Annotated in this window: 33 protein-coding genes; 18 read left to right on the plus strand and 15 right to left on the minus strand. The window is 32.9% G+C overall.

Annotated features, from left to right (window positions below; all coding sequences use genetic code 11):
• The 4 genes from MMARC5_RS03555 to MMARC5_RS03570 all read left to right on the plus strand — a co-directional run bounded on the left by MMARC5_RS03555 (position 1) and on the right by MMARC5_RS03570 (position 4,051).
• Positions 1–1,272 carry a flippase gene (locus tag MMARC5_RS03555; protein WP_011868468.1) on the plus strand — a complete coding sequence of 424 codons (1,272 nt, stop codon included), beginning with the start codon at positions 1–3 and terminating at the stop codon, positions 1,270–1,272.
• 103 nt (positions 1,273–1,375) lie between these two features.
• Positions 1,376–2,602 carry a bifunctional ornithine acetyltransferase/N-acetylglutamate synthase gene (gene argJ, locus MMARC5_RS03560; RefSeq protein WP_011868469.1) on the plus strand — a complete coding sequence of 409 codons (1,227 nt, stop codon included), beginning with the start codon at positions 1,376–1,378 and terminating at the stop codon, positions 2,600–2,602.
• 126 nt (positions 2,603–2,728) lie between these two features.
• On the plus strand, positions 2,729–3,388 hold the full coding sequence (locus MMARC5_RS03565; RefSeq protein WP_011868470.1) for a selenouridine synthase SelU-like subunit: 660 nt from the start codon (positions 2,729–2,731) through the stop codon (positions 3,386–3,388).
• A 9-nt stretch (positions 3,389–3,397) separates the two neighbouring features.
• Positions 3,398–4,051, plus strand: a complete 654-nt coding sequence (locus MMARC5_RS03570) for a selenouridine synthase SelU-like subunit (RefSeq protein WP_011868471.1) — start codon at positions 3,398–3,400, stop codon at positions 4,049–4,051.
• Positions 4,052–4,071: 20 nt separating this feature from the next.
• Here MMARC5_RS03570 and MMARC5_RS03575 read toward each other — a convergent pair whose 3' ends face one another.
• From MMARC5_RS03575 to MMARC5_RS03585, 3 genes are all read right to left on the minus strand, one after another.
• On the minus strand, positions 4,072–5,112 hold the full coding sequence (locus MMARC5_RS03575; protein ID WP_011868472.1) for an NOG1 family protein: 1,041 nt from the start codon (positions 5,110–5,112) through the stop codon (positions 4,072–4,074).
• A 64-nt stretch (positions 5,113–5,176) separates the two neighbouring features.
• Positions 5,177–5,569, minus strand: a complete 393-nt coding sequence (locus MMARC5_RS03580) for a DUF126 domain-containing protein (RefSeq protein WP_011868473.1) — start codon at positions 5,567–5,569, stop codon at positions 5,177–5,179.
• A gap of 11 nt (positions 5,570–5,580) precedes the next feature.
• A complete protein-coding gene (locus MMARC5_RS03585; RefSeq protein WP_011868474.1) occupies positions 5,581–5,808 on the minus strand; it encodes a class III signal peptide-containing protein in 228 nt (75 codons plus the stop codon).
• Between the two features lie 86 nt (positions 5,809–5,894).
• Between MMARC5_RS03585 and MMARC5_RS09735 the strand changes: the two genes are divergently transcribed.
• The gene (locus MMARC5_RS09735; protein ID WP_196793258.1) at positions 5,895–6,053 is read left to right on the plus strand and encodes a hypothetical protein; all 159 of its coding nucleotides are present in this window, start codon (positions 5,895–5,897) and stop codon (positions 6,051–6,053) included.
• A 35-nt stretch (positions 6,054–6,088) separates the two neighbouring features.
• Here the strand turns inward: MMARC5_RS09735 and selD are convergent, their stop codons facing one another.
• The 4 genes from selD to MMARC5_RS03605 are packed head-to-tail and all read right to left on the minus strand — an operon-like array spanning position 6,089 to position 9,112.
• A complete protein-coding gene (selD, locus tag MMARC5_RS03590) occupies positions 6,089–7,156 on the minus strand; it encodes a selenide, water dikinase SelD (protein WP_011868475.1) in 1,068 nt (355 codons plus the stop codon).
• 17 nt (positions 7,157–7,173) lie between these two features.
• Positions 7,174–7,752 carry a pyruvate kinase alpha/beta domain-containing protein gene (locus MMARC5_RS03595; protein ID WP_048058451.1) on the minus strand — a complete coding sequence of 193 codons (579 nt, stop codon included), beginning with the start codon at positions 7,750–7,752 and terminating at the stop codon, positions 7,174–7,176.
• Positions 7,749–8,693, minus strand: a complete 945-nt coding sequence (rnz, locus tag MMARC5_RS03600; protein WP_011868477.1) for a ribonuclease Z — start codon at positions 8,691–8,693, stop codon at positions 7,749–7,751. The genes MMARC5_RS03595 and rnz overlap by 4 nt, the downstream gene beginning before the upstream one ends.
• A 26-nt stretch (positions 8,694–8,719) precedes the next feature.
• The gene (locus MMARC5_RS03605) at positions 8,720–9,112 is read right to left on the minus strand and encodes a helix-turn-helix domain-containing protein (RefSeq protein WP_011868478.1); all 393 of its coding nucleotides are present in this window, start codon (positions 9,110–9,112) and stop codon (positions 8,720–8,722) included.
• A 181-nt stretch (positions 9,113–9,293) separates the two neighbouring features.
• Between MMARC5_RS03605 and MMARC5_RS03610 the strand changes: the two genes are divergently transcribed.
• Positions 9,294–9,674 carry a CBS domain-containing protein gene (locus MMARC5_RS03610; protein ID WP_048058452.1) on the plus strand — a complete coding sequence of 127 codons (381 nt, stop codon included), beginning with the start codon at positions 9,294–9,296 and terminating at the stop codon, positions 9,672–9,674.
• A 14-nt stretch (positions 9,675–9,688) separates the two neighbouring features.
• Entirely contained in the window at positions 9,689–10,171 is a 483-nt protein-coding gene (locus tag MMARC5_RS03615) for a YqaA family protein (RefSeq protein WP_011868480.1), read from the plus strand.
• Positions 10,172–10,199: 28 nt separating this feature from the next.
• Here MMARC5_RS03615 and MMARC5_RS03620 read toward each other — a convergent pair whose 3' ends face one another.
• The 5 genes from MMARC5_RS03620 to MMARC5_RS03640 all read right to left on the minus strand — a co-directional run bounded on the left by MMARC5_RS03620 (position 10,200) and on the right by MMARC5_RS03640 (position 12,664).
• Positions 10,200–10,628, minus strand: a complete 429-nt coding sequence (locus MMARC5_RS03620) for a hypothetical protein (protein WP_011868481.1) — start codon at positions 10,626–10,628, stop codon at positions 10,200–10,202.
• Positions 10,629–10,670: 42 nt separating this feature from the next.
• The gene (locus MMARC5_RS03625; protein WP_011868482.1) at positions 10,671–11,252 is read right to left on the minus strand and encodes a flavodoxin family protein; all 582 of its coding nucleotides are present in this window, start codon (positions 11,250–11,252) and stop codon (positions 10,671–10,673) included.
• Positions 11,253–11,328: 76 nt separating this feature from the next.
• A complete protein-coding gene (dmpI, locus tag MMARC5_RS03630; protein WP_011868483.1) occupies positions 11,329–11,523 on the minus strand; it encodes a 4-oxalocrotonate tautomerase DmpI in 195 nt (64 codons plus the stop codon).
• Positions 11,524–11,560: 37 nt separating this feature from the next.
• The gene (locus MMARC5_RS03635; RefSeq protein ID WP_011868484.1) at positions 11,561–11,938 is read right to left on the minus strand and encodes a DUF473 domain-containing protein; all 378 of its coding nucleotides are present in this window, start codon (positions 11,936–11,938) and stop codon (positions 11,561–11,563) included.
• Between the two features lie 18 nt (positions 11,939–11,956).
• Complete coding sequence (locus MMARC5_RS03640) at positions 11,957–12,664, minus strand: proteasome assembly chaperone family protein (RefSeq protein ID WP_011868485.1); 708 nt, start codon at positions 12,662–12,664, stop codon at positions 11,957–11,959.
• Between the two features lie 83 nt (positions 12,665–12,747).
• Between MMARC5_RS03640 and cobY the strand changes: the two genes are divergently transcribed.
• The 3 genes from cobY to dapF are packed head-to-tail and all read left to right on the plus strand — an operon-like array spanning position 12,748 to position 14,484.
• Complete coding sequence (gene cobY, locus MMARC5_RS03645; protein WP_011868486.1) at positions 12,748–13,356, plus strand: adenosylcobinamide-phosphate guanylyltransferase; 609 nt, start codon at positions 12,748–12,750, stop codon at positions 13,354–13,356.
• A complete protein-coding gene (locus tag MMARC5_RS03650; RefSeq protein WP_011868487.1) occupies positions 13,353–13,601 on the plus strand; it encodes a PRC-barrel domain-containing protein in 249 nt (82 codons plus the stop codon). The genes cobY and MMARC5_RS03650 overlap by 4 nt, the downstream gene beginning before the upstream one ends.
• 49 nt (positions 13,602–13,650) lie before the next feature.
• Positions 13,651–14,484 carry a diaminopimelate epimerase gene (dapF, locus tag MMARC5_RS03655; protein ID WP_011868488.1) on the plus strand — a complete coding sequence of 278 codons (834 nt, stop codon included), beginning with the start codon at positions 13,651–13,653 and terminating at the stop codon, positions 14,482–14,484.
• Positions 14,485–14,509: 25 nt separating this feature from the next.
• Here the strand turns inward: dapF and asnB are convergent, their stop codons facing one another.
• The 3 genes from asnB to MMARC5_RS03670 all read right to left on the minus strand — a co-directional run bounded on the left by asnB (position 14,510) and on the right by MMARC5_RS03670 (position 18,190).
• Positions 14,510–16,051: an asparagine synthase (glutamine-hydrolyzing) gene (gene asnB / locus MMARC5_RS03660; RefSeq protein ID WP_011868489.1), complete on the minus strand. Its 1,542-nt coding sequence runs from the start codon at positions 16,049–16,051 to the stop codon at positions 14,510–14,512.
• A gap of 92 nt (positions 16,052–16,143) precedes the next feature.
• Positions 16,144–16,911 carry a dihydroorotate dehydrogenase electron transfer subunit gene (locus tag MMARC5_RS03665; RefSeq protein ID WP_011868490.1) on the minus strand — a complete coding sequence of 256 codons (768 nt, stop codon included), beginning with the start codon at positions 16,909–16,911 and terminating at the stop codon, positions 16,144–16,146.
• A 31-nt stretch (positions 16,912–16,942) separates the two neighbouring features.
• Positions 16,943–18,190 carry an adenosylhomocysteinase gene (locus MMARC5_RS03670; protein ID WP_048058453.1) on the minus strand — a complete coding sequence of 416 codons (1,248 nt, stop codon included), beginning with the start codon at positions 18,188–18,190 and terminating at the stop codon, positions 16,943–16,945.
• Positions 18,191–18,354: 164 nt separating this feature from the next.
• Here MMARC5_RS03670 and MMARC5_RS03675 point away from each other — a divergent pair, with 164 nt between their 5' ends.
• From MMARC5_RS03675 to MMARC5_RS03710, 8 genes are all read left to right on the plus strand, one after another.
• The gene (locus MMARC5_RS03675) at positions 18,355–18,687 is read left to right on the plus strand and encodes a ribonuclease P protein component 4 (protein WP_011868492.1); all 333 of its coding nucleotides are present in this window, start codon (positions 18,355–18,357) and stop codon (positions 18,685–18,687) included.
• Between the two features lie 111 nt (positions 18,688–18,798).
• Positions 18,799–19,449: a hypothetical protein gene (locus MMARC5_RS03680; RefSeq protein ID WP_011868493.1), complete on the plus strand. Its 651-nt coding sequence runs from the start codon at positions 18,799–18,801 to the stop codon at positions 19,447–19,449.
• A gap of 8 nt (positions 19,450–19,457) precedes the next feature.
• A complete protein-coding gene (gene dapB, locus MMARC5_RS03685) occupies positions 19,458–20,270 on the plus strand; it encodes a 4-hydroxy-tetrahydrodipicolinate reductase (RefSeq protein ID WP_011868494.1) in 813 nt (270 codons plus the stop codon).
• Positions 20,271–20,278: 8 nt separating this feature from the next.
• On the plus strand, positions 20,279–20,875 hold the full coding sequence (gene trmY, locus MMARC5_RS03690; protein WP_011868495.1) for a tRNA (pseudouridine(54)-N(1))-methyltransferase TrmY: 597 nt from the start codon (positions 20,279–20,281) through the stop codon (positions 20,873–20,875).
• A 10-nt stretch (positions 20,876–20,885) separates the two neighbouring features.
• Complete coding sequence (locus MMARC5_RS03695) at positions 20,886–21,326, plus strand: chemotaxis protein CheW (RefSeq protein ID WP_011868496.1); 441 nt, start codon at positions 20,886–20,888, stop codon at positions 21,324–21,326.
• A 31-nt stretch (positions 21,327–21,357) separates the two neighbouring features.
• Positions 21,358–22,458, plus strand: a complete 1,101-nt coding sequence (locus MMARC5_RS03700) for a protein-glutamate methylesterase/protein-glutamine glutaminase (RefSeq protein ID WP_011868497.1) — start codon at positions 21,358–21,360, stop codon at positions 22,456–22,458.
• Between the two features lies 1 nt (position 22,459).
• Entirely contained in the window at positions 22,460–25,222 is a 2,763-nt protein-coding gene (locus tag MMARC5_RS03705) for a chemotaxis protein CheW (RefSeq protein WP_011868498.1), read from the plus strand.
• Positions 25,223–25,232: 10 nt separating this feature from the next.
• Positions 25,233–25,697, plus strand: a complete 465-nt coding sequence (locus MMARC5_RS03710; protein WP_011868499.1) for a chemotaxis protein CheD — start codon at positions 25,233–25,235, stop codon at positions 25,695–25,697.
• The last annotated feature ends 10 nt before the right edge of the window (positions 25,698–25,707 follow it).

Below are 25,707 nucleotides of genomic sequence, written 5' to 3' on the forward strand. Positions count from 1 at the left end.
ATGATTAAAAACTTAAAAAAAGATGGAATTGTAAAAGACAGTGCATACATGATATTTTCAAACATGTATTCCAAATTTGCAGCCTATCTTTTTTATTTTTTAATACCATTTATTCTTGGAACTGAGGGTTTTGGTATCATTAAAGGGTTAATGCCGATTTTAGATACGTTAGTTATTATTTTTTGTTCGGGAATTCCGCCAGCAATGGCAAAATTTATTTCTGGCAATGACCTTAAAGAAAATACTTGGATATACGATATTTTAAAAGTAATGTTTATTTTTTCAATATTTGGCGGAATTTTTACAGTATTTTTAAAATATTTGCTTGGCGGAAACTATTCTAATTTACCAAATGTTTATTTTTACGCTGTCGCACTTGCATTACCATTTTCAGTAGTTATTTCGTGGAGCAGGGGCGTATTACAGGGAAATTTAAAAATAAAGAATTTATCAAAAACATGGATTTTAGAAAATACTTCAAAAGTTGTTTTTTTAGTAATTTTGAGCTATTTATTTGGCGTATTTGGTGGAATTCTATCGATTTCAGTTTCATTTTTAATCGGCGGAATTTTTGGAATCTACCTCTTATCAAAATCAAATCTAGAATATTCATTTTCACATATTTTAAAAAATATATTTTCACCGATAAAAGAGAAGGAATCTGTTAAAAAAGTTATATATTATTCAATTCCTATCGCACTTACGACTGCATCCTATAGGCTTATAAATGATCTCGATGGTATTTTCATACTTTCGATGCTTGGAGCTTATGATAATGGTGTTTACGGATACGCATCGTTACTTTCAAGGCTTCTTTTCTTGTTCGCATCTGCAATAGCAATAGTACTAATTCCAAGAATTTCAAAATCGAAAGACATTTCATATTTTAAAAAAGCAACAATTTTGAACATTTTAATAGTTTTACCTGCATTATTAATAATTTTTTTATTCTCAAAAGAACTTTTGAAACTGTTTTTTGGAATAAATACTCCTGAAAGCGTTACTTCTTTAAAAATACTCTCAGTATCTGCAGTTTTCATGAGTACATATACAATATGTGCGTCATCCCTTCAGGGTCTTGGATACGCAAAAATTCCAGTATATGTTTTATTTTTAGGCATTTTGTTAAATGCAATATTAAATTACATGTTAATTCCAAATTTGGGCATTATTGGCGGTGCAATTGCAACTCTTTCATCGTCATTTGCTGTATTTGTATTAATTTGGATAATTACATTTAGTAAGCTTAAAAAAATTAAAAATAATAGTTAAAATTTAATAATTTTAGTTTTAAATATTATTTTGAATAAATCTTTTTATACTTAAAATAAAATAATTTCCAGAGTTAAATTAAATGCGAAAGAGATGATGAAACATGGCCGAAAATTTTGTGGTTGTGGATGGAGGGGTCGTAGCTCCAAAGGGTTTTAAGTCAAACGGGCACAAGGATAGAAAATACGGTGCTGCTTTAATATATTCAGAAACAGATGCAGTTGCAGCAGGGGTATTTACAACAAATAAGGTTTTTGCACATCCTGTTGCTCTTTCAAAAGATGTTTTAGTAAATAATAATGTATTCAGGGCAATTGTTGCAAATAGTGGAAATGCAAACTGCTTTACAAAAGGCGGAATGGAAGATGCAGAATTACTCGTGAAAAAAGCAGCTGAATTATTAAAAATTCCAGAAAATCAGGTACTTTCAGCATCAACAGGGGTAATTGGTAGGAAAATGCCAATGGATATCATAACTTTGGAAGTTGAAAGGGCTTTTGAAAATATGGATCTAGAAAACAGCAACGAAAATGCATCAAAAGCGATAATGACTACTGACGCATTTCCAAAAACGGTTGCAGTTGAATTCGAAGTAAAGGACAAAAAAATTAGAATCGGAGGAATTGCAAAAGGTGCTGGAATGATTGCACCAAACATGCTTCATGCAACAATGCTTGGATTTATTACAACGGATATTGAAATATCAAAAGAAGATTTAACCAATTCCCTTCAAAAAGCAACTGACGAAAGCTTTAACAATGCAGTTGTCGATGGAGACATGAGTACAAACGATACTGTGTATGTTTTAGCAAATGCTCAAAGTGGTGTAAAATATACTGACTGCAAAGATGAATTTGATGAAGCTTTAACATATGTTTCAAAAGAGCTTGCAAAAATGATTGTTTCAGATGGTGAAGGTGCTAAAAAATTAATTGAAGCGACCGTTTATGGTGCAGAAACAAAAGAAGACGCAAAAAAAGCTTCGATGTCGATTGTTAGATCACTCCTTTTAAAAACCGCTTTTTTTGGTGCTGATCCAAACTGGGGAAGAATTGCAGCTGCCGTCGGATACAGTGGTGCCGAAATGGACATGGCCAATTTTGATATTATAATAGGTGATATTTCTTCAGAAAAACAGGCAATTTTAGTTAAAGCAGGGGAGCAGATTGCAGACTGCGGAACTCCTGAGTTAAAACTTGCAGAAGAAATAATGAAAGAAGATAAAATCAAAATAATCGTGGATTTAAAAATGGGAAGCTTTGAAAACACGGCATTTGGATGCGATTTGGGATATGAATATGTTAAAATAAATTCAGAATATACAACCTAAATTTTTTAAATTTTTTTAAATAATCTTACTATTTTTTAAATGAATATTTTCAAAATATTCCTAAATTTAAATCATTATCCATTAAGTTTTTTAATATGTTTTTACTACTGTATTTTTGGTGTAATTATGATTATTTTTGGACTTTTTGGAAAAACGGGTTGTGGAAAAACCGAAATTTTAAACGAATTAAAGAAAAAGTACTCAGTCGTAGATATCGAAGGCTGTGCAAACAATAAAGGAAGTATTTTGGGGGATTTATACGATTTATCATCAAATACTCAGGAAGAATTTGATGCATGCCTTGAAAAACAGAGAAAAATTGCGGAAAATACGGGATACTGCATAGTCGAATTTGAAGGAAGGCGAATTGGTGGCAGAACCAAAGTAACTATCCCTGAACCATTTTCTGATTTAAAATGTTACGAACATAATATCGTTGTAAACTGCCCTTACGAATGCCAGATTAAGAGACTTTTAAACTGGTATCTTCCAAAAAACGAGGTTGAAAAAGAAATTTTAATCGATAAATTTATTGATTTAAAATCTGCACTTTCAAAACCTGAAAAAATCGAATTAATGGACGAAATAGTTGATTTACTAAAAAAAGATGAATACAACGATGCTGCAATTTTAATTGAAGAAGGACTTTACAGTGAACACTACTTAAGGCATATTGGTAAGGTAAAACACGATTTAATCATAAATAACGAAGATATTCTAAAATCCACAGAAGAAATATCAAAATATATTGACGAAATTTTGAAAAAACACGGAATTAAAATTTAAAGTGAAAACATGGACGAAAACATTCTTTCAAGGCTACTTACATTTAAAAATGATGTTATATTATCAATCCGGTTGAAAACTGGTGAAAAAGCAATTTTAAGGAATGGAAAAATTGCTGCTGGAAAATTAACTGGACAAATCGCATCATTTATTTCCGAAAGTTCTAAAAATATCACAAAACCGAGTGTTTTAGAATTTTCTGGCGAAATGTTTTATTTTGAACCGGTAAATATTAAAAAATACCTTGGATCAATTGGAAGTGAGCTTTCAGATGAGGTTATTACAATTGAACAGTTTTTCAATCTAAACTCTGAATATATAACAATAATCGATGCAAGGTCCCCAAGAGAATTTTCTGAAAAAACCATTTCCAATGCAGTAAATATCCCGCTTTTTTTAACGGAAGAATATGAAACTATTGGAAAACTCTATAAACACGAAGGAAAAGAAGTTGCAATTGCTAAAGCTGGAATTATTATTCAGGATGGAATAAAAAGAATAGTTTCAGAATCATTAAAATTGGATCCAAATAAAAATTTAGTTGTGTTTTGTGCAAGAGGCGGTATGAGAAGCCAGTCAATTGCAACGATATTAAAACTGTTGGGATTTAAAGTAAAAAGGCTTGTAGGCGGATTTAAAAGCTACAATATTTCAAAAACATAAAAAATAATAAAAAAGAAAGTTTATTCTTCTTCTAAAAGGTCCATTAAACCTTGTTCGTTAAGAATATCCAATATTCTTTTTCTTAAATCAACAATACCTTCTTTTTTAAGGGATGACACTTTCATTACTTCGTATTCTCCAAGGTTTTCTTCGAGTGCATCTAAACCTTCCATTTCATCAACATCTATTTTGGTCAGTGCAACTAAAATTGGGGCGTTGAATGTTTTTCTAACTTCTTGAAGTAAATTAAACTGCTCTTCTATCGTAAATCCACAGAATTCAGTTGGATCAATTACGAATAAAATCATATCTGAAAGATAGTTTATTGCAACTACCGCGTGAAGTTCGATATCGTTTCTTTCGTAAATTGGCCTATCTAAAACACCGGGGGTATCGATTATCTGAATTCCTTCTTCAGTATATCCGATATTCAATCCCTTTGTTGTAAATGGGTATGAATTTACTTCTGGCTCTGCATCAGTAAGTGTTCTAAGAAGTGTTGATTTTCCAACGTTTGGGTATCCTGCAATAACTACTGAAGGTAAGTTTTTCACCGTTGGAATGTTTTTAAGCTTGTTTCTTGCGACACCTAAAAACGCCATGTTTGGGTAAATCTGTTTTAAAACTGATGAAACCCTTCCGATAAACTCTTTTCTAACAATTGATGTAGCTTGCGGGCTTTGTGCTTTCTTAACTTTTCTTGAATACTGGGTTCCTAATTTTTTCACAATTTCAGATGCCCACTGGACTGCTGCAAGCGATTTTTTAAATTCGTCGCTTCCCACCATAATTTCAAGAATTTCCCTATAAAATGGATCTAAATTATCTATTGAAGGAGTTTTTTCTACAATTTTTAAAAGATTGTCTGAAATAACTGATGCAGTAGTCCTAACTTTATTATCCTCGATTATTCTTGATTTGGGGGTACTTAATCCTCTTGTAGTTGTTCTAAGTTCCCCTGCAATCTTTTCCGATCTGTTGTATGCCTTGTCTAGCAATTCATCAGGATATAAAATTGTAGGCATTGCTTTAAATGGGTTCGCGTCTCTCGATTTCCTCATAGTCTCATCTCACATTTTAAAATATGAATAAAAATTCAAAATAGTAGGAAAGTATGTTTTTAGTTTACTGTTCTTTTATTTTAACAGTTCCCGTGTTTCCATCAACTACTACTATATCGCCATCTTTAATTTCATCTATATTAACTTTATCCACGAGTGGAATTTTTCCAAGAATTGCACCAGTTGCGACAATTGGTTCAGACTCGAAATTTACCATTCCTTTCAAAAGCCCTCTTTTAGCAAGCCCGTAGATTACGTAAGAACCAACGGTACTTCCTTTTCCAGTTGGAAATACAAATATTTTATTTGCAATACTTTTTCCAAAAAGTTCATTTTCTTTATCAGTTACAATTCCTTCTTCATTTACACCGCCTAGAAATGAAATGGACGATTTTGAAACAATTGCTTCCCCTTCAACGACGCCTTTTGAAATAATTCTTCCATTTAGCTCTTTCAAAGTTTCACCATTTATTTATTACTTAAATTTCCAACTGATTCAGTTAATTTGTTTACCGCACCGTTATATATCCCCACAGTACCGTTTGTAGTTTCGTTTATTTGGATTGCGGATTCCAATGTATTTTTTATATAAAGATAACCTGCAAATAGTGCAACTGCAACAATTGCAAGAGTAAGAACACCTAATTCAAGAGAAATCTGGCCTTTATTTTTAAATGCTAAAGATTTTAAATCCATTTTTTCCCAAATAAATTTTAAATTAGCATAAGCTTATATAAATCATTATAATTCTAGATATAAATATTATTGGTAAGAGGAAGACCATGGACTTTAAAAGTGAAATCAGCAAGTACACAATAATAGATCTCGATAAATTAAAAACAAATAAAACAAAATGTCCAAAATGCGGAAGAGAATTTAATTATGTGGGGAAGAAAATAATCTGCCCTGAATGCAAATATATATTTAAATTAAATGATTAGATAATAATCCTCCTAAATTTAGGTTCGGATTATCGTCACAATTCTAAAATCTTAACATTTTCGGATAATTTAGATATTCCAACACCATTATTTACTATTTTTCCAACTTCAAAGGCATAAACATTATTTTTTTTAAATTTCTGAATTAATTTATTTTTATATTCCGGTTTTGTGGAGATTAAGAGACCACCGGCAGTTTCAGCACCTTTTCCACAGCATAAACCATGTCCAAACAATGAAGCAAGTTCTGGAGTTCCTTTAATTACTGGAAGGCAGGATATTTCAATTTCAACGTCACTTTGTTCAGCCATTTCCTGACTGTGACCCAAAATACCAAATCCCGTAACATCAGTCATTGCATTTGCAATTTTTTCGCCCAATTCATTTTCAAGGTCTCTTAAATGTAAAAGAGCTATTCTATTAGATGTTGTCATCAGTTCAATGGTTTTTTCAAGGATATATTTTTGCTCTTCTTTTGGGATATCTATTAAGTCTTCAAATTCCTCACTAACTCTTGATAGTGCCATTGCACTCTGGCTTCCAAGAGGTTTTGTAAGAATTAATACATCACCATTTTTACATCCTGCTTTTGTAAGAATATCTTCTTCTTTTCCAACGCCAGTAATTGCGCCGCCAATCAAAGGCCAGGGGTTTAAAATGGTGTGTCCACCAATAATCGTGGTATCGTTTTCCCGGCAGAAATCCTGAAAACCTTGAAGCATTTTTTTCGCAACACTTACTGGAAGTTCTGGCGGAATTCCAAGAAATACAAGTCCACCAATGATTTCAGAAATTCCCATTGCATATACATCGCTGGTAGAATTGCATGCTGCAATTCGCCCTTGAACGTATGGATCATCTACAATTGGCGTAAAAACGTCAATAGTTTTTACAATTGCCATTCCATTTTTTATAACGACTGCGGCATCGTCTCCGAGGCCCACTTTTGTATGTTTTAAATCATCTTCAGAAATTATGCCATTTACTAAATTTTCAAGTTCGGTGTCTGGAAGTTTACAAGCTCATCCGTGTAATGTGACCATTTGAGTTAAGTTTATTTCCTCTTCGATTTTATCACCTTTGAGGGATATTATTACATTCATATATCATATATCTTCAACTATTCATGCTTTTTCTTATTTTTCGGCATGCATATTACTTCCCTTAATTCGATGTCAAAAAATGTGTTCATATTTGATGGTACTATCACAACTGCAGAATCAGCACCCCTACTGCTTCCACCAATTGCAATAATTTCTTTTTTCGTTGAAACAAGGCCTGCATCAGCTGCCATTACTGTTACTTCATAACATACCTTAACACCCTGTCCAAGTGTTTTTAATGTCTGGGCAATGACTTCTACAGGCCCATATCCACCAAATCTTCCCGAAATTCCTCTTTCAACACCGCTCAATGCATGAGTTCCGCTGAATACTTTTGCGCCTCGTTTTTCAAGGTCATTTTTGACATTTTCAGGCATTGCTACAACATCTGGCTCAGAAAATCCTTGATGGTATGTTACAACGACCACGTTTACATTTAAATTTTCTTTTTCTAACGTATCAATGAGCATTTTTGCAGTTTCACCATATGAAGAAGCAACAACAATGTCAGAAATTCCCAATTTAGCCCGCTCTACTGCATATTTTAATGTACTTTCTGTATTTTTAACTCCTGCATAATCAAAATACTCGGTCACATTTTCACCCATTTCCCTTTTAAAGAATATTCCATTAAATCTTCAGCAATTAATACATGTAAATCAGGATGTTCTACCTTGAATTCAACAACATCCTTTTCAAAAGCAGATAATTCATCGTATCTCGCAGATATATGCGTTAATATTACAGTATTCGCACCAGAACGTTTTGCAATATTTAATGCGTCATGAACTGTTGAGTGAAGTGTTTCTTTTGCATTTTTATCCATTGTTTTATCAAATGTAGCTTCATGAATTAAAATAGTGCATTTTAATTCTTTCAAAAAATCTGCAAATTCATTCAATGGAATGGTATCCCCACTGTATCCGACACAAATCCCTTTTTTTGGTGGAAGTGTAACGTCTTCAGGAGTAATTATTTTGCCATTGAGTTCAACGTTATATCCATCTTTTAACCTTTTTAAATCGGGCCCTATCTCAATTCCTAATTTATTTACTTTTTCTAAATCCATTCTAGGTTTTTTAACCTGTCTGAACACATATGCAACTGCAGGAACCGAGTGAACCACGGGAAAACTGAATACATCATAATTATCCGTTGAAATTATCTTTTCAGACGTTTTTGAAGATATTTCATAGACGTTTATGGGATAATCGATCGAATGGTAACCCACATTTAATATATTTTTAATCATTTTTGCAGTTTCTTCTGGCCCATATATATTCAAAGGTTTTGTTCTTCCCTGAAATGCAATTGATTGTAAAAGTCCAGGAATTCCAAGCACATGGTCGCCGTGCAAATGTGAAATAAATATATTATTAATTTTCATCGGGGATACATCCGTAAAAATAATCTGTCTTTGTGTATTTTCACCACAATCAAACAAAAATATCTCTCCATCAAATTTTAAAGAAATGGATGGATGCGCACGGTATTTTGTAGGTATTGCCGCCCCAGTTCCAAGAAATGTTAGTTTCATGTTTTCACATATTTTACAAAATTATTTTAAATTAGATTTTTTATCAATTCATCGGCATCTTTTTCATCTATTTCATCAACCCATTTACAAACGTCGCGACTCCAGTCACTCATGGTCTTTTTAATCTTTTCTTTGACATCTGCAAAAGGAATAGCTTCATATTTGTAATAATAGCCGCCTTCTTTGATATTTATTTGTTTTCGAATAATAATGCCTGCATTCATTAAACTCTGCGCAGATCTTTGAATTGTGCTCCTCTCCCGATTCAGCGATTCTGCAATTTCATTTATTTTTGCAGGTTTACATTTTAAAATTTCGAAATAGACTGCAACATCAAATGCTTTCAGTCCAAACACGCAACACATTATTGTTTCAAGAGTAAATGTGTTGCAGGGCATATTAAGTACCAATTTGCTCATTGCACCACCAAAGAATATAATCTATGAGTTTCATTATATAGTGTGAATTTAAAAATAGATTCATTGAATTTGAAATACTTGACATTTCACGCTAGTTCATAATTAAGGCGGATGTGTCACAATTATACATTTCTTTATTTTAATTACTATATTAATCTATCGAAAAAGTGAGGGGATGCTCATGAAAGTAAAAGAACTGATGAATCCGACGATTTTTACTATTGATGGGGAAAAAAGCCTGTTTGAAGCATTTAAGGTAATGAACAACAAGGGCGTTAAAAGGGTTTTTGTAAGAATAACTGAAAATATCGATGGAGTAATAACTTACCGGGATTTGGCACATTTATTTTTTGAAAAAGGGGTTTTTGAATTAATGGATGTAACCCTAAAAGACGTTTCAACAAAAGAAATATTAACTATCGATGAAGATGCAGATGTAAAACATGCTGCACAGATGATGCTTCATGCAGATGTTTCAGGACTTTTGGTAATCGATGAAAAAACAGATGCAATAGGAGTTATTTCTCAAACCGACATACTTCGAGCACTAGTTAAAGGATAAAAATAAGGTGTATTATGGATATTTACCAATTTGCAGAATATATTGTAATTAACTATGGATATTTCGGAATATTTTTAATTGCATTTACTGAAGCAGTAATTCAGCCAGTTATTCCAGACATTTTTATTATCGGCGCAGCGGCTTTTGGATTAGATTCCATAACGTGCGCTTTTGTAGCTTCTTTTGGTTCACTTACTGGAGGATACACAGGTTATTTTCTTGGAAAAAAACTTGGAACAGATACATTTTTGAAAATTTTTAAAGAAAAGAATTTTACAAGAGGAAAAGATTTTTTCGAAAGATTTGGAGTTTGGGGTGTAGCAATTGCAGGTTTTACTCCTATTCCATACAAGGTTTTTGCATGGCTTGCAGGAATATTTAAAATGAACCTTCTGTCATTTGGTGCAGGAACGCTTCTTGGAAGAATTCCAAGGTTTTTGCTTGTAGCGTACTTTGGCTACAGTTTAGGTGTGTTGTTTGGGTTACACGCACCTTAAATTAAAATAAAAAATAATTTTTAAATTATTACATTCCTAAAATTTCCCTATCTTCAGTAGTTTCAAGCATTACTGAAATACTTAAAAAATCTTCGGCCCATTTTGAACTTTGCGTAAATGAATAAATTACATCGTTCTTTATCCAATACATTGTAAATATTGCTAATTTTCCGATATGCTTTTCAAAAGCTCTTATTTTGTTGTTAAATTCAACAATTCGTTCATCAGAATCTGTTGTCGGGATTATATTCGATTTTATATGTGCATCCTTAAAAATCTCTTCTCTAACGAATACTATCGATGCTTTTTCAAAAATTGCAATTTTTAAAAACTCCTTCCAATCATTTCCTTCCCACACGATATTTGGAAAGTCTTCAGGAATATCCTGAGTTGGATAAATTTGAAGTTCATTTTCGATTAAATACTTCTTTATTTCCAGGGTTTCTGCTAAATCCATAAAATCCCCCTTAAATTAGTTGAAAAATAAATTATGAATATATTATAATTTCATTTTTTTCAAAACATCAGCTACTCTTTTTCCAGTATTTCTTGAAGTTTCAAGTCCGAAATTATCTTCTTTTGTATCTTCTGGTGATTTTCCTTGACCTGTTCCACCGTAGTGTGCAGTAGGTTCGCTATCTCCAACCACAATCATTGACTGTATGAAGTAAAAGTCTTGAATCTGTCTTATTGTAGTTTCTTGACCGCCGTTTCTTGAAGCACCAACTGAAATTGCAGCACCAACTTTATACTTTAATTTAAAGCCTGCTCTAAGAGGTCTTGATCTATCAATTAACATTTTAGTTTGTGCTGAAACTCCCCCGAAGTAAACTGGAGATCCGATAATTATTCCGTCAGCATCTTCAATTTTCTCTAAAATTTCTTCCATATCATCTACAATGATACATCCTTCATCTTTTTTGCACATGTCGCATGCAATACAGGGGTTTAATTCAAGACCTGAAAGTGAAATAAATTCTGTTTCAAAACCTTCCGCTTCAGCAGCTTTTAACGCTTCTTTTACGAGATTGCTCGTATTTCCGTTTTTTCTTGGTGAACCGCTTATTCCAAGTATTTTCAAAAAAATCGCCTCTTCAATAATATCTTGTTAAAAAAATCAAAAAACTTTAATGAAAAATAGAATAAATGCTTATCGGTTATCTTTTTGATTTAAGTTCTAAAAGGGAAATTCCACCAACACCTACATTTTCATCGGCGTTTTCTTTTATAAATACGATAAATTTTTCTTCAGGAAGTCCAATTATTTCGCTTGCAGATTTTGTAAATTCCTTAATTAATTTTTCTTTCTGTTCTTTACTTACAGATCCAGCTTCTATTGTGATTACAGGCATTTTTTTCACCAGATTTCCTTTTTAATCTTACAATTAATTAAAGATCATATACTGATCTTGCTTTCAAAATTACAACTGAAGGATCCATTAATCCAGTTTCAACTACATTTGAGCATGATGCATAGCCTAAAAGTTCTATTTGAACCTTGCCAACTACCGATTCTGTTTCATCACAGCTTCTTGAATATCCGCTCTGATTATTAATAGATATTTTCTTTATCTGAACAATTAACCCATCAGTTCCAGAAATTACGTCTTCTTTTGAAATATTTGTAATAAATAAAAAATCTCCTACCTTTGAAGATTCCAATGCCAATAAATTACAAATATTTTTCAAATTTAATGTTTTTATGTGGTTCTTTACAATTTCAGAAATTGCATAAGGTCCCACTCCCGTCAAAGCTAGTGCTTTCATGATATCACTTTTTTAATTTTACATATACATTGGATTTTCAGTTTTTGGCTTTGACATTAATTTTGCATGTTCTTTTGCGAGGCTTTTCATTTTTTCTTCGATATTTTCAGCTTCTTTTATCAGTTCTTCGGTGTCAGCATCCAAATTGTATTTTTTGTTCAAGTTTTCAATTATTTTAGATGCTCCTCGTGGGTCAGGTCTTAATCCAACCGTTTCAGTAATTAAACATGCAGCTGGAATATCTCTATCATTACAGCATTTTATAAGTGCTCCTGGAATTCCCCCAACCATTCCAAGCTGTAATGCAGGCGTATCTTCATCCAAAATTGAATTTAAAATATCTTCAGACGATGAAACCCAAAATGATTTTTCAGGATTCATTGACGCAAATCCTTCCAGTGTTACAACCATTTTAGGATTTAATTCTTTTAAACGGTCTGAAATCATATTTGACATAGAATAAATTAATTCAGGAGGAATCATTACGTCTGAAAAAAATACTACCAAATCATCGCGAGCATATACTCGAACAGGAGGATATGCAATTCCCTCTTCGACAATCATTATTTCTGGAAGCTTCGGGTCTTCAATATATCCCACATACTCCAGTTTTAAGTTTTTTAAAAGATGGTACGAAGCAATGCTTCCAACAAGGCCGATGCCTGGAAAACCAGTAATTACGAGAGGTTCTTTATACGTTATTTCTTTTTTAGAAACATATTCCATAATTATCCCCCGAATTGATAATGACACATTTAAATATGTTTTTGGAGTTATATAAATCATACTAATCATGTTAGCGTGAAAAAATGGATGCACTAATTATGGCGGGCGGAAAAGGAACACGGTTGGAAGAAAATGTTGAAAAACCAATTCTAGACATTTGTGGAAAACCAATGATCGATTATGTTATTGAATCACTTTTAAATTCAGAAATCGAAAAAATATATGTTGCAGTATCAAATCATACCCCTAAAACAAAACAATATTTGGAAAAAAAATATAGTTCAGACCAAAATTATAATCAAAAGATAAATATAATTTGTACATCTGGATCAGATTATGTCGATGACCTAAATGAATGTATAGAATTTTTTCGAGAACCATTTTTAATTTTATCGAGTGATATCCCGACAATTAAGACGAAAGTTATTAATAGTATAATAAAGGAGTATCTAATTGTTAACAATTCTTGTAATCGCATAGAGTCCTTTTGTGTAGTCACAAAACAGGATGACTATGTTGGAACACCCTCGATTGATATGGGTGGATACATACCTTTAGGTATCAACATATTAACTCCAAAGTATGGGGAACAGACTGAAATTCTCCATGTAGTTAAAGATATTATTGTAAATGTCAATACCCTTTCCGATAAAAAACTGGTCGAAACTCTAATCAATAAGGTGGTTGAATGAAATTATCCTTCAAATCATTAAATGGCAGATCCATTGTAGGTAGCTTAGGTAGTATCATCGGCACTGTTGATGATATTGTAATTGATGAAAAAACGGGCAGAATAATTTCATTAAATGTCGAACCTTCAGAACAAAGCCCAATCTCCCCTTCATCAGAAAACTATACTTTCGTTCCATACAGAACAGTAAGTGCAATCAGGGATGTTGTTGTTATTGATGAATCAAAGATAAATGCTAAAGCTTAATTACTTCTTTTACTATTTTTAAATATTACCCATTCGTATGGTGGTTTTAATGAAATTTACAAAAATGCATGGTTTAGGCAACGATTATATCTACGTAGATGCAATTTCACAAAAAATTGAAAATCCTAACGAAATTTCAAAATTCGTAAGCGACAGACACTTTGGAATTGGTTCAGATGGACTTGTATTAATTCTTCCATCGGATGTCGCAGACTTTAAAATGAGAATGTTTAATTCAGATGGTTCAGAAGCTGAAATGTGTGGTAATGCCATTAGGTGTGTTGGAAAGTTCGTTTATGATAAAAAAATGACTGATAAATCCACAATTAGTATTGAAACACTTGCAGGAATAAAAGTTCTTGAAATGACTGTTGAAAACGGAAAAGTAGTTTTGGTAAAAGTTGATATGGGTGAACCCATTCTAAAAGCAGAAACAATTCCTGTTTTAAGTGAAAAACATCCTGTAATCGATGAAGAAATTACTGCAAAAGATTACTGCTACAATTTTACCTGTGTTTCAATGGGAAACCCTCATGCAATAACATATATTGAAAATGTGGAAGAATTCCCTCTTGAAAAAATCGGTCCGTTATTTGAGGTTCACGAAAAATTCCCAAAAAAAACAAACGTCGAATTTGTAGAATTAATCGATGATTCTACTGTTAAAATGAGAGTTTGGGAAAGAGGTGCTGGTGAAACACTTGCGTGCGGAACTGGAGCTTGCGCAGTTTTAACTGCATCTGTTTTAAAAGGATACGTTGGTAGAAAAGCAACAGTCAAACTTCTCGGTGGAGATTTAATAATTGAATGGAATGAAAAAGATAATCACATCTACATGACCGGTCCTGCAACAACAGTCTTTGAAGGAGAAATTGACATTTAATAACTTAAAAATTAAATAAAAAAGCTTAAAATTTTATTTTTTCAATTAAATATTCTTCAAAAAATTCGTTTATTTTCCTTTTGGAATATCCGTGTTTTTTTGCAACAGCATAGACCATTTTTTCGCTTCCACTACCGTACTGGGCCGCTTTTTTTGGCCTTTGTGCAATGTAATCTGGAACATATTTTGAAGCAATATCTCTTAATATCTTTTTTCTTGGTTCTTCAATCTTATATTCAACTGGAATTGATAATCCAACATCAATTACAAATTTATCTAAAAAAGGAACCCTTAATTCAACACCGTTTGCCATTGTACAGTGATCATCTCTTTCAAGATTGATTTTATGAATATCGAAGACATCTGATATTATTGATTCTTTAAGGCCATCTTCGCCTTTTTCGTTTAATATTCTCTGGTACCTATTGTATCCAGCAAATAACTCATCTGCACCCTGGCCTGAAAGTAAAACTTTTATTCCATCTTCTTTTGCCATTTCTGAAGCTGCAAGTATCGGAATTCCAACACTCAACTTCATTACATCTAGTTCATCTATTGCTTTTGCAACTTTTACCACGTATTCTTCAAATTCATCTTCTGAAATTATTTTTTTTCTAAAGTCGAGTCCCATATCTTTTGCAGCTCGTTCTGCATAGATCAAATCTTCAGAATTTTCTGAACCTACTGAATAAAGTATAACTTCACAATATTCGGATGCAAGTTTTGAAATAAGGGTGCTATCAACGCCACCTGAGTAAATAATTCCGACCTTTTCGAGTCCTTTTACTCGTTTCATAACTGAATCTAAAATTGTAGTTTCAAGTTCATTTCTGCACAATTCATAATCTTTTTCTTCAAAATAATTTGAATTTACTTTTTCAAGGTCTTCTTCGATGTACCACGAATTTTCATCTAATTCAAAGGTAAGTCTTGTATTTGGATTAAGTCTTGATATATCATAATTAAAAGCACTTTTGTAGTCCCTGCCATTGATTTCCATTAATAAATAGTGAAGAGCTTTTTTTTCGGATGCGAATGCAAAATATTCATCCATATCTATGAAATAGAGTGGTTTTACACCCATTAAATCCCTTCTTAGTTCAATGATATTTTTTTCTTTATCGTAAATTGCGTAAGCGTAATCCCCATCTAAAACATCGATAAGTTCGTCCCCATAAGCGTGAATAATTGCTTCAGAATCTGTATCTGTTTTAAATTCATGTTCTACCGACAGTTCATCCCTTAATTCAATATGGTTATAGATTTCACCATTGCAAATAATCCATATGGATTCATCGTCGTTTGGTATTGGTTGAACTGCGGTACCGACGATAGCAAGCCGATTGTGGCCCATTGCCATTCGCGAAATTGTTTCAGTGTTTTCAACAACATCTTCAAAATTTTCAAAATAGAGAACTTCATCATCAAACATCATTCCAGAATAATCCGGACCCCGATGCTTTAATATTTTCATCATGTTTATAACATGTTTTTGGATATTATCCAACAGACTACGACTCCCCGAGCCCTCTTCGTCCTTTGCAACGATTCCACTTATTGAACACATAACTTACTCACATTTATTCTTCTTTAAAAAAGTAATTTTTTAATTATATCAGTATTTTTTAATATATATAGTTTAAATAAATAATTCAGGTGTTATAAAATAGCGCCGCTTGCATCTCTTTTGTATTTTCCAAATTCGCTTACAAACTTAAGTTTATCATTCCAAAATACTGGCCCGTCTTTACAGATACATAGTCCTTCATCATCAACAGCACAATGACCACAAATCCCAATTCCACATTTCATGTATCGCTCAAGTGAAACTTGAATAGGAATGGCATGCTTTTCTGCAATTTCTACAACTTTTTTCATCATTATTTCTGGGCCACAAGATATTATCATGTCAAATTTTTCTTTTGAAAGTAATTCTAACATTTTTTCAGTAGTGAATCCGCCAAAACCATAGCTACAGTCATCGGTGCACGCAAAAGTTCGCCCACACTTTTCAAATCTATCTAAAAATAAAAGTTCGTCTTTAGTTCTTCCGCCAATAATGGAAGTAACTTCAACATCCATTTTAGAAAACTTTTCAACTGCTGAAATAATCGGGGCACTTCCAATTCCACCTGCGACAGCGAGAATTTTACTTCCCATGTATTCAAAATTATTTCCATATGGGCCCCTTATTCCTAAAAGGTCTCCTTTTTTTAGGGAGTGAATTTTTTCAGTAAATCTGCCAACCTTTGCAATGCTTATTGAATTTTTACTTGAAAACCCGAAAGGTTTTTCATCAATTTCTGGAATCCATACCATTGCAAACTGGCCAGGTTTAAAATCAAACTCTTTATCGAGTAAAAAAGTTTTCACTGTTGGACTTTCATCCAATACATCAATTATTTTACACATAACTGGTTTTTCCATAATAATCACTAAAAAAGTTAGATTAAAAAACTTAAGTTCCTTCTTTCCAGTCGCTTAAGTATTTTCTCTGTTCGGGAGAGAGCTCATCGATATTTGCACCCATTGAATGTAATTTTAAAAGTGCAATTTTTAAATCCTGTTCATAAGGAATTTCGTATACTTCATTTTCAAGTTTTTTGTTATTGTCTTTAATAAATTTCGCGCTCAATGCCTGGTTTGCAAAACTCATATCCATTACTTCGCAAGGGTGTCCGTCAGCACATGCTAAGTTTACGAGCCTTCCTTCACCAAGTAAGAATATTTTTTTGTTTCCAAGGTCATATTCTTCAATGTTAAATCTAACTTCTTTTACAGATTTTGAGAGTTCGTTTAGATCGTTTTTATTAATTTCATTGTCGAAATGTCCTGCATTTGATAATACAGCACCATCTTTCATCAATAAAAAGTGTTCCATTCTTAAGATGTCCTTACAGCCAGTAGTGGTTACAAAAATGTCCCCAATTTTTGCAGCTTCTTCCATTTTTAATACTGTAAATCCATCCATTTTAGCTTCTAACGCCCTGATTGGATTTACTTCTGTAATGATTACGTTTGCACCGTGGCCTGCAGCTCTTGAAGCTACCCCTCTACCGCACCAGCCGTATCCGCCGATTACAACGTTTTTACCCGCAATAAGTAAATTTGTAGTTCTTATAATTCCATCCATTGCACTTTGGCCTGTTCCGTACCTGTTGTCAAACATATGTTTTGTGTAAGCGTCGTTTACATTTACAACAGGAAATTTTAATGCCCCTTCTTCAGCCATTGCTTTTAATCTAATGATTCCAGTTGTAGTTTCTTCACAACCGCCCATTATTTTTCCGATTAATTCAGTTCTTTCCGTATGAATTAAGAATATTAAATCTGCACCATCATCAATTATGATATCGGGATTTGAATCGAGAACTTTATTTAAATTTTCGTAGTATTCCTCGTTGGTTTCTCCTCGCCAAGCGTAAACTTCCATTCCTTTTTCAACGCATGCAGCTGCAACGTCATCCTGTGTTGAAAGGGGATTACATCCAGTAATCACAATTTTTGCGCCACCTTCCATGAGTGTTTCTGCTAAAATTGCAGTTTTAGCTTCTAAGTGGAGTGCCATTCCAATTGTAATTCCGTCAAAAGGCTTATCTTTTTTAAAATCTTCCGCTATACGACAAAGAACGGGCATGTGTTTTTTCGCCCATTCCATTTTTAGGTGCCCACTTGGAGCAAGACCCATGTCCTTAACTTTACTCACTGTTTCACCATAGTTATAAATAATCTTTACAAATTCTTTTAGCAAATCATATTCGGTTTCATACAATATAAATTTTAGTAAGAAATCTCTATTCTTTACATTCCTTTTTATATAATTTTATCAGATTTCTATTTGATTTAGTTATAATTATTTCAAGGGAAAACATGAAACTAAAAAAAAAATTTCTGGAAAAGTCAAAAAAAATTGCTGAAGAACGAATTGATGTACTGATGAATCTGGCAGAAAAAGAATCAAAAGCAGGAAAAATAGATCGTTCAAAAAATTACGTACTTTTAGGTAAAAAAATAGCAATGCGAATGAGAATGCCTTATCCAAAAGAATGGAAAAGAAGAATTTGTAAAAATTGTGGTTCTTTTTTAATTTATGGTAAAAATGCAAGGGTCAGAACCAAGGCAAAAAATTATCCTCATGTTGTAATCACATGTCTTGAATGCAATTCCATTACAAGAATACCTATCAAATCAGAAAAAAAATGAAAAATTTTTAATGTTTTTATTAGTCGCTTTGATATGCACATAATTACCTACACAAAAACAATATAGTATATAATCGGCAAAAAAACATTCAAGTTATATGGGGCCGATATCATGGAAGTTTTTGATAGTAGTATTGAGCGATTCGAAAAAATAAAAGAAAACCAAGACATTCTGAAAAATGATGATGAAAATATCATAGAAGAAAATTTTGAAGACGATAGCGACAATGAATTTGGAGAATTTGATGAAAATCAATCAGATTTTAAAGAGCCTGAAAACGTTGATATTGTAAATGACGATTTTGAATCTCTTGCACATAATTTAAAAAATTCTATGAACAATATTTTTAACAGAATTAAACTTGCAATGGATAAACCTGCAGTTGATATCGAAAAAATTGACAATGGCTCTGAAGGAAACAATAATTTACTCGAATCAATAAATAATAAACTGGATATATTAATAGCTTCAAATACTGAACAGACATCTAAATTAGATACTATAACTTCAGAAATCGATAAAGTATTAACAACTATCGACAATAATTCTGAAAAAATAATCGATGCATTGGATGCTCAAAATGTCAAAATTTCGGGACTTTTGAACCTTCTCCAGGAAATTTACGAAGGTGTACAGGATATAAAATATATATTAAAAGAATTTACTCCTGAAACTATAGACAAGGCTTCTGGTGTTGTAGATAATTTAAAATGTAAAATTGATAATTATATGGGCGACATTGACGAAAAAGCAGAAGCTTAGGTGGAAATATGGTTAAGGTAGCAGTTACGGGAGCACTTGGTAGAATGGGAAGTGGAATTATAAAAACAATCACTGAAACAGACGGATTAGACGTTGTTGCAGCAATTGATATTCCAAACCACCCTAAAAAAGGACTAGATATTGGAGAATTAACGGGCGTTGGAAAAATTGGTGTAGCATTAAGCACTTCAGACGAACTTGAAGTTGTATTAAAAGAATCAGGTGCAGAAGTATTGGTTGATTTTACAGCACCTGCCCCATGTGTTAATACTGCAAAAACAGCAGCTAAACTTGGAGTAAATTTAGTTATTGGAACTACCGGATTTACCTCCGAACAAAGAGCTGAAATGGAAAACGCAATTTCTGAAAACAAAGTTGCTGCAACCATCTCACAAAACTACGCTGTTGGTGTAAATATATTCTTTAAAACACTCGAACTCCTCGCACAAAAACTCGGGGATTATGACATAGAACTTATTGAAATGCACCACAAATTCAAAAAAGATGCACCAAGTGGAACTGCATTAAGAGCTGCTGAAATTATTCAAAACAACTTAAACAGAGATTCCAACTTAATTTTCGGAAGAAAAGGCATCACCGGTGAAAGAACAAAAGAAGAAATCTGCATACATGCATTACGGGGTGGCGATGTTGTTGGGGATCACACTGCAATGTTTGCAGCAGATGGTGAAAGACTTGAATTAACCCACAAAGCAAGCAGCAGACAGTCATTTATTTCAGGCGTAATTCTTGCAGTTAAATTTGTTGCTGAAAAGAAAGAAGGTATATACAATACTTTCGATGTTTTAGACCTTAATTAGGTGAAATTTTGAAAGAATTCATAATTAAAGCTAACAAAACCGTGACAAATGGTGAAATTAACTTAAAAGATCTTCCCGGAAGTTCTGGAAGATTGGATTTAATATGTCGCTGTGTAAACAGCGCATTTTTTCTTTCTCATGATTTAAGAAGAGATACTATTTTTTACAGTGTTCTCTATGGCCCGCCAAATCCTCCGATTGCATTGCAATTTGTTGGAAATGAATTAAAAAGAGTAAGTCCTGATGAACGAAGTATTGCCCTTTTCATAAAGAAAGCACTCGAAAAAGATGCTTCAGAACTTTGGAAAGAAAGCACATCTGGAATATACTCATCAAAATGGGAATTTAGAGACATTATTCTAAAAAAGAAAAATGAGGGGAAACGAATTTTTTATCTCCATTTAAATGGAAAACCACTTGAAAATTTCGAATTTAAAAATGATGAAGATTTTGTATTTATACTCGGCGACCATATTGGAATCGGCGAGGAAGATGAAGAATTTTTAGAAGAAATTGGTGCAGAAAAAATATCCTTATCCCCATTAGAATTACATGCTGATCATTGCATAATTCTTGTTCATAATATATTAGATAAGTTAAAATGAGGTTGTTATTATGGATGAAGTCCCAAAAGTAGTAGTTTTTAAATTGTCAAGCAATGAATATTGTTTAAGAGTAACTGGCGTAAGAGAAGTTTTAAAATTACAAGACATTACATCAATTCCAAATACTCCTAGTTACATCGTTGGAGTTACGAATATTCGTGGAGAAATCATGCCAATCATCGATCTTAGAAAGAAATTAAATCTTTTTGAGGATGCAGGTGACGAAGATGACGAAAAGCTTGTAATGGTCGTAGAAATCGATGGTGTACCAATTGGAATTTTAGTTGATTCCGTAAGTGATGTAATGCAAATTTCATCCGAACAGATTGAAGACATTGAAGGAATCAAGAAAAATGCAAGTGGCGAATACATAGAAGGTATTGCAAAAATAGGAAACAGATTAATAATTATTTTAGACATTAAAAACTTAATTGACCCACAAGAATTCTAAATAAAACAAATAACTATCAAAAAGTGAAAGCATGAGTAAGATAAAGGTTCTAATCGTAGATGATTCAGCATTTATGAGAAAAGTTTTGGAAGACATATTGGGAGCAGATTCGGAAATTGAAGTTGTTGCTACTGCAAAAGATGGAAAAGAAGCAGTTGAACTCGCAAAAAAATTGGAACCAAATGTAATTACCATGGATGTTGAAATGCCAATTATGAATGGAATCGATGCTACAAAACAGATTATGGAGTATAAACCTACACCCATACTCATGCTTTCAGCAATAACAAAACAGGGTTCTGAAGCCACATTAAAAGCACTAGAAAATGGTGCAGTTGATTTTATAGAAAAACCTTCAGGTTCTGTTTCACTCGACATTCGTACAGTTGGAGAAAAAATAATAAGTCAGGTAAAAGCGGCTTCAAAATCCACTGCAAGAATTAAATCAAATAAAATATTAGATAATGGCAAAAAAGAAGAAAAATCCAACGATAATAATCTAGAAAAATCCCTTGAAAAATTCTCCGGAATCAATCCCGAAAAATTAAATGGCATGGCAGTAATGATAGGTTCATCAACCGGTGGGCCACCCGTAGTTTCTGAAATAATTTCAAATATTCCAAAAAATATGCCCCCGATATTTATAGTACAACACATGCCTCGAGGATTTACACGTGTTTTTGCTGAAAGAATGAATAATATTTCTTTGATTACAGTTAAAGAAGCAGAACATGGTGAACTTGTAAAACCAGATCATGCCTATGTTGCACCAGGAGATTCACAAATGTTACTCCAAAAACGGGGCGGAAATACATACATTTTAATTGATGAAAACATGCCCAAAATTCATGGAACCAAACCTACGGTAGATGTGACTGCAGAAAATGTAGCAAAACACTACGGTAAAAACACAATCGGTATAATTTTAACGGGAATTGGACGAGATGGTGCAAACGGACTTAAAATGCTTAAAAAAGCAGGTGGATATACAATTGCACAAAATCAAGAAACTTGTGTTATTTTTGGCATGCCCAAAACAGCAATTGAAATGAATGTAGTCGATAAGGTGATGGATCCAGTAAACATGCCCGAAGAAATCATTAAATTTGCTAAAAAAATCGGGGGTCGATAATATGGACGACATGGAACAATATAAAGAACTATTTATGACAGAAGCTGAAGAACATTTGCAATCATTAAATCAAAACATGGTTGAACTCGAAAACTGTCCGGAAGATTCTGAAAGAATTATTAATATGATATTTAGGTCTGCACATACTTTAAAAGGGTCTGCAAGAACTCTTGGATTTGAACATATATCTTCATTAACCCACCATATGGAAGATATTTTAGACTACATTCGTGATGGAAGAATAAAAATAAACCCCGAAATTGTAGATCTATTGTTTAAATGTCTTGATGCACTCGAAACAATGGTTTCGGAAGTTAGTGATGGGGAAAACACTACAAACGTGGATGTAAATACATTAGTTGAAACCATAAAATCAGTTAAGACAAAATATCTATCTGGCGATTATTCCCCAGGTAGTTCTGTTGATGAAATATCCGCTGATGAAAAAAATGAGTTAGAACAGGAACCTGCCCAAAATTCAGATTTTAATGAGAGTTTAATAAAACTAACAGAAGAATCTACCAATATTGTTATCAAAGGTAACGTAAATGATACTGTTGAACGGCCTGAAAATTTAGATGATATTTTAAATCAGATGCAAGAATCTGCTTCAGCACTTCAAACAATTCTTGAAGCGCTCGATTATTTAGAATTAAAAAATACTGTAAACAATATTGCAGAACTTTCAAGTGCCATTTTAAACGAAAAAGTCAAGATAACAGATAATTCACTTTCAGTATTAAAATCATCCCTCTTGACCATGGAAAAAATTGCAAAAGTGGTAGAAAGTGGATCAAATCCGGGAGATGAATATTCCGAGTTAAATGAAAAAATTTTATCAGTTTTAGCAGATAATACTGAAGAAATAACTGCAGATAAAGAAATTATTTTAGATCATACAATATTTAATTTGGAAGAAGTTTCAGATGACTTGATTTCTGAAATTAATGAAAATAAAAAAATTTACCATGTAAAAGCAAAAGTGGTAGATGACTGCCTTTTAAAAGCGGTTCGTTTAACAATGGTTATTTCCGCCATTAAGAATATTGGAAGAATAATTTCATCAGTTCCTTCAGAAAGTGACCTTTTGTCAAGCGGCTCTGACGAAATAGATATTTTAATATCTGCCGATTCCGATGGAATGGATATTTCAGATTCCGTATGTGAAATGGAATATGTTGTATCTGCACAGGTTAATTTCGAAGTTCTTGAAAATAACTCCCCTATTCAAGAACATGTTATTAAAAAACCAACTGCTCCAAAAACTGAAGATACTTGTGAACAATACAAAATTGATATTAAAATTGATCCCGAATGTCTCTTAAAAGCTGTTAGGGCATACCTGGTTATTAAAGACCTGAAAGAAAAGGGAATTATTTTAGAAACTGAACCTTCCGAAGAAAAAATACAAGAAGGAAACCTCGACGGAAATGGAGTTACTATCTACTACGATACTGACGAATCTGAGGAAGACATTAAGGAGATTATTTCTAAAACTCCCGAAATAACAAGCATTTCAATTGAAATGGTACATAAAAGTATTGAAATTCCAGAATTCGACCTGAAAAACAAAAATACAACTGATGCAACTTCAAAAAAACAATCTGATAATTCAACATCTAAAAAATCACAGACTGTAAGGGTAAATATTGAAAAGCTCGACAAATTGATGAATTTAGTTGGGGAAGTTGTAATAAACAGGGCGAATTTTACCCAGATTGCTACAAAGTACGATTTAAAAGAACTACATAATGCCGTTGGAAGACTTAATATGCTGGCAACAGAACTTCAAGAAGAAGTAATGGGTATGAGAATGATTCCTGTTGCATTTGTATTCAATCGTTTTCCAAGAACAGTAAGGGATACTGCAAAAGCATTGGGTAAAGAAATTGACTTTGAAATAGAAGGTTCTGAAATTGAACTTGATAGAACGGTGCTTGATGAACTTGCAGAACCCCTTACACATCTTATTCGAAACTCTCTTGATCATGGTATAGAACATGCTGATGAAAGAATAAAATTGGGAAAACCTGAAAAAGGAGTTTTAAAACTAATCGCGACGCGAAAAAGAGATAGGGTAAATATTATAATCAAAGATGATGGTAAAGGAATAAATCCTGACGCCATGCGTGAAAAAGTAATTAAAAAAGGAATGTATACAAAAGAAGAAGCTGAAAAATTAACAGATAATGAAGCTGTTAATTTAATATTCCTCCCTGGATTTAGTACTGCTGAAGTGGTATCCGACGTTTCCGGAAGGGGCGTTGGAATGGATGTCGTAAGGTCAAAAATAGAATCTCTTGGAGGAAGCGTATCCGTGCATTCTGAAGTTGGAAAAGGAACCGAAATAACATTACACCTTCCACTAACAATGGCCATCATACAGACCCTTTTAGTTAGATTAAAAGAACAGATCTATGCACTTCCATTAACAAGCGTTTTGGATGTTATATCTGTTGAAAAAGATCAGATTAAAAACCTAGAAGGTCAGGAAGCAATAATATACCGGGAACATATTCTTCCAGTAATATGGCTAAAAGATGCACTAAATACCTATGAAGTTTCTGAAACAGAAAACCTTTACGTCGTAGTTGTTGAAAAAAACAAAGGTAAAGTGGGAGTTATCCTTGATGAAGTTATTGGAAGAGACGAAATTGTTGTAAAACCACTTACAGGAATACTTAAAAACATTAATGGTCTTGCAGGAGCCACCATACTGGGAGACGGTCGTGTAGCATTGATATTAGATTTAAACAACATCTAGGACGATTATCATGGTTTTGAAGGTAAAAATGGGCGATATTGGGGTGGGTAAAAGCCCCGAATCAATTGAAACCCTTTTGGGATCGTGTGTAGCAATCATACTTTACGATAAAGGTAAAAAAATTGGTGGTCTTGCCCACGTAATGCTTCCAAAATCAAGAATGCAGAAAGAAAAAAATCCTGGAAAATATGTGGATACTGCGATTCCAGAACTCATAACAAAGATTGTAAAAATGGGCGCACGAAAAGATAGATTGACAGTGAAACTTGCAGGTGGTGCTGCAATGTTTGGAAATAATTCAAATAATATTGATGTAGGTAAAAAAAATATAGAAGCTTCCAAAATTGAAATAAAAAAAATTGGTCTGAGGGTATCTTCAGAAGATCTTGGTGGCGATACAGGACGTACAATAACATTATCCCTTAAAGATGGCAGCGTTATGGTTAGAAAAGGCAGTGAACTTAAAACTATATAATGATACGGTG

This window comes from Methanococcus maripaludis C5, assembly GCF_000016125.1.
Taxonomy (GTDB): domain Archaea; phylum AGJL01; class Methanococci; order Methanococcales; family Methanococcaceae; genus Methanococcus; species Methanococcus maripaludis_D.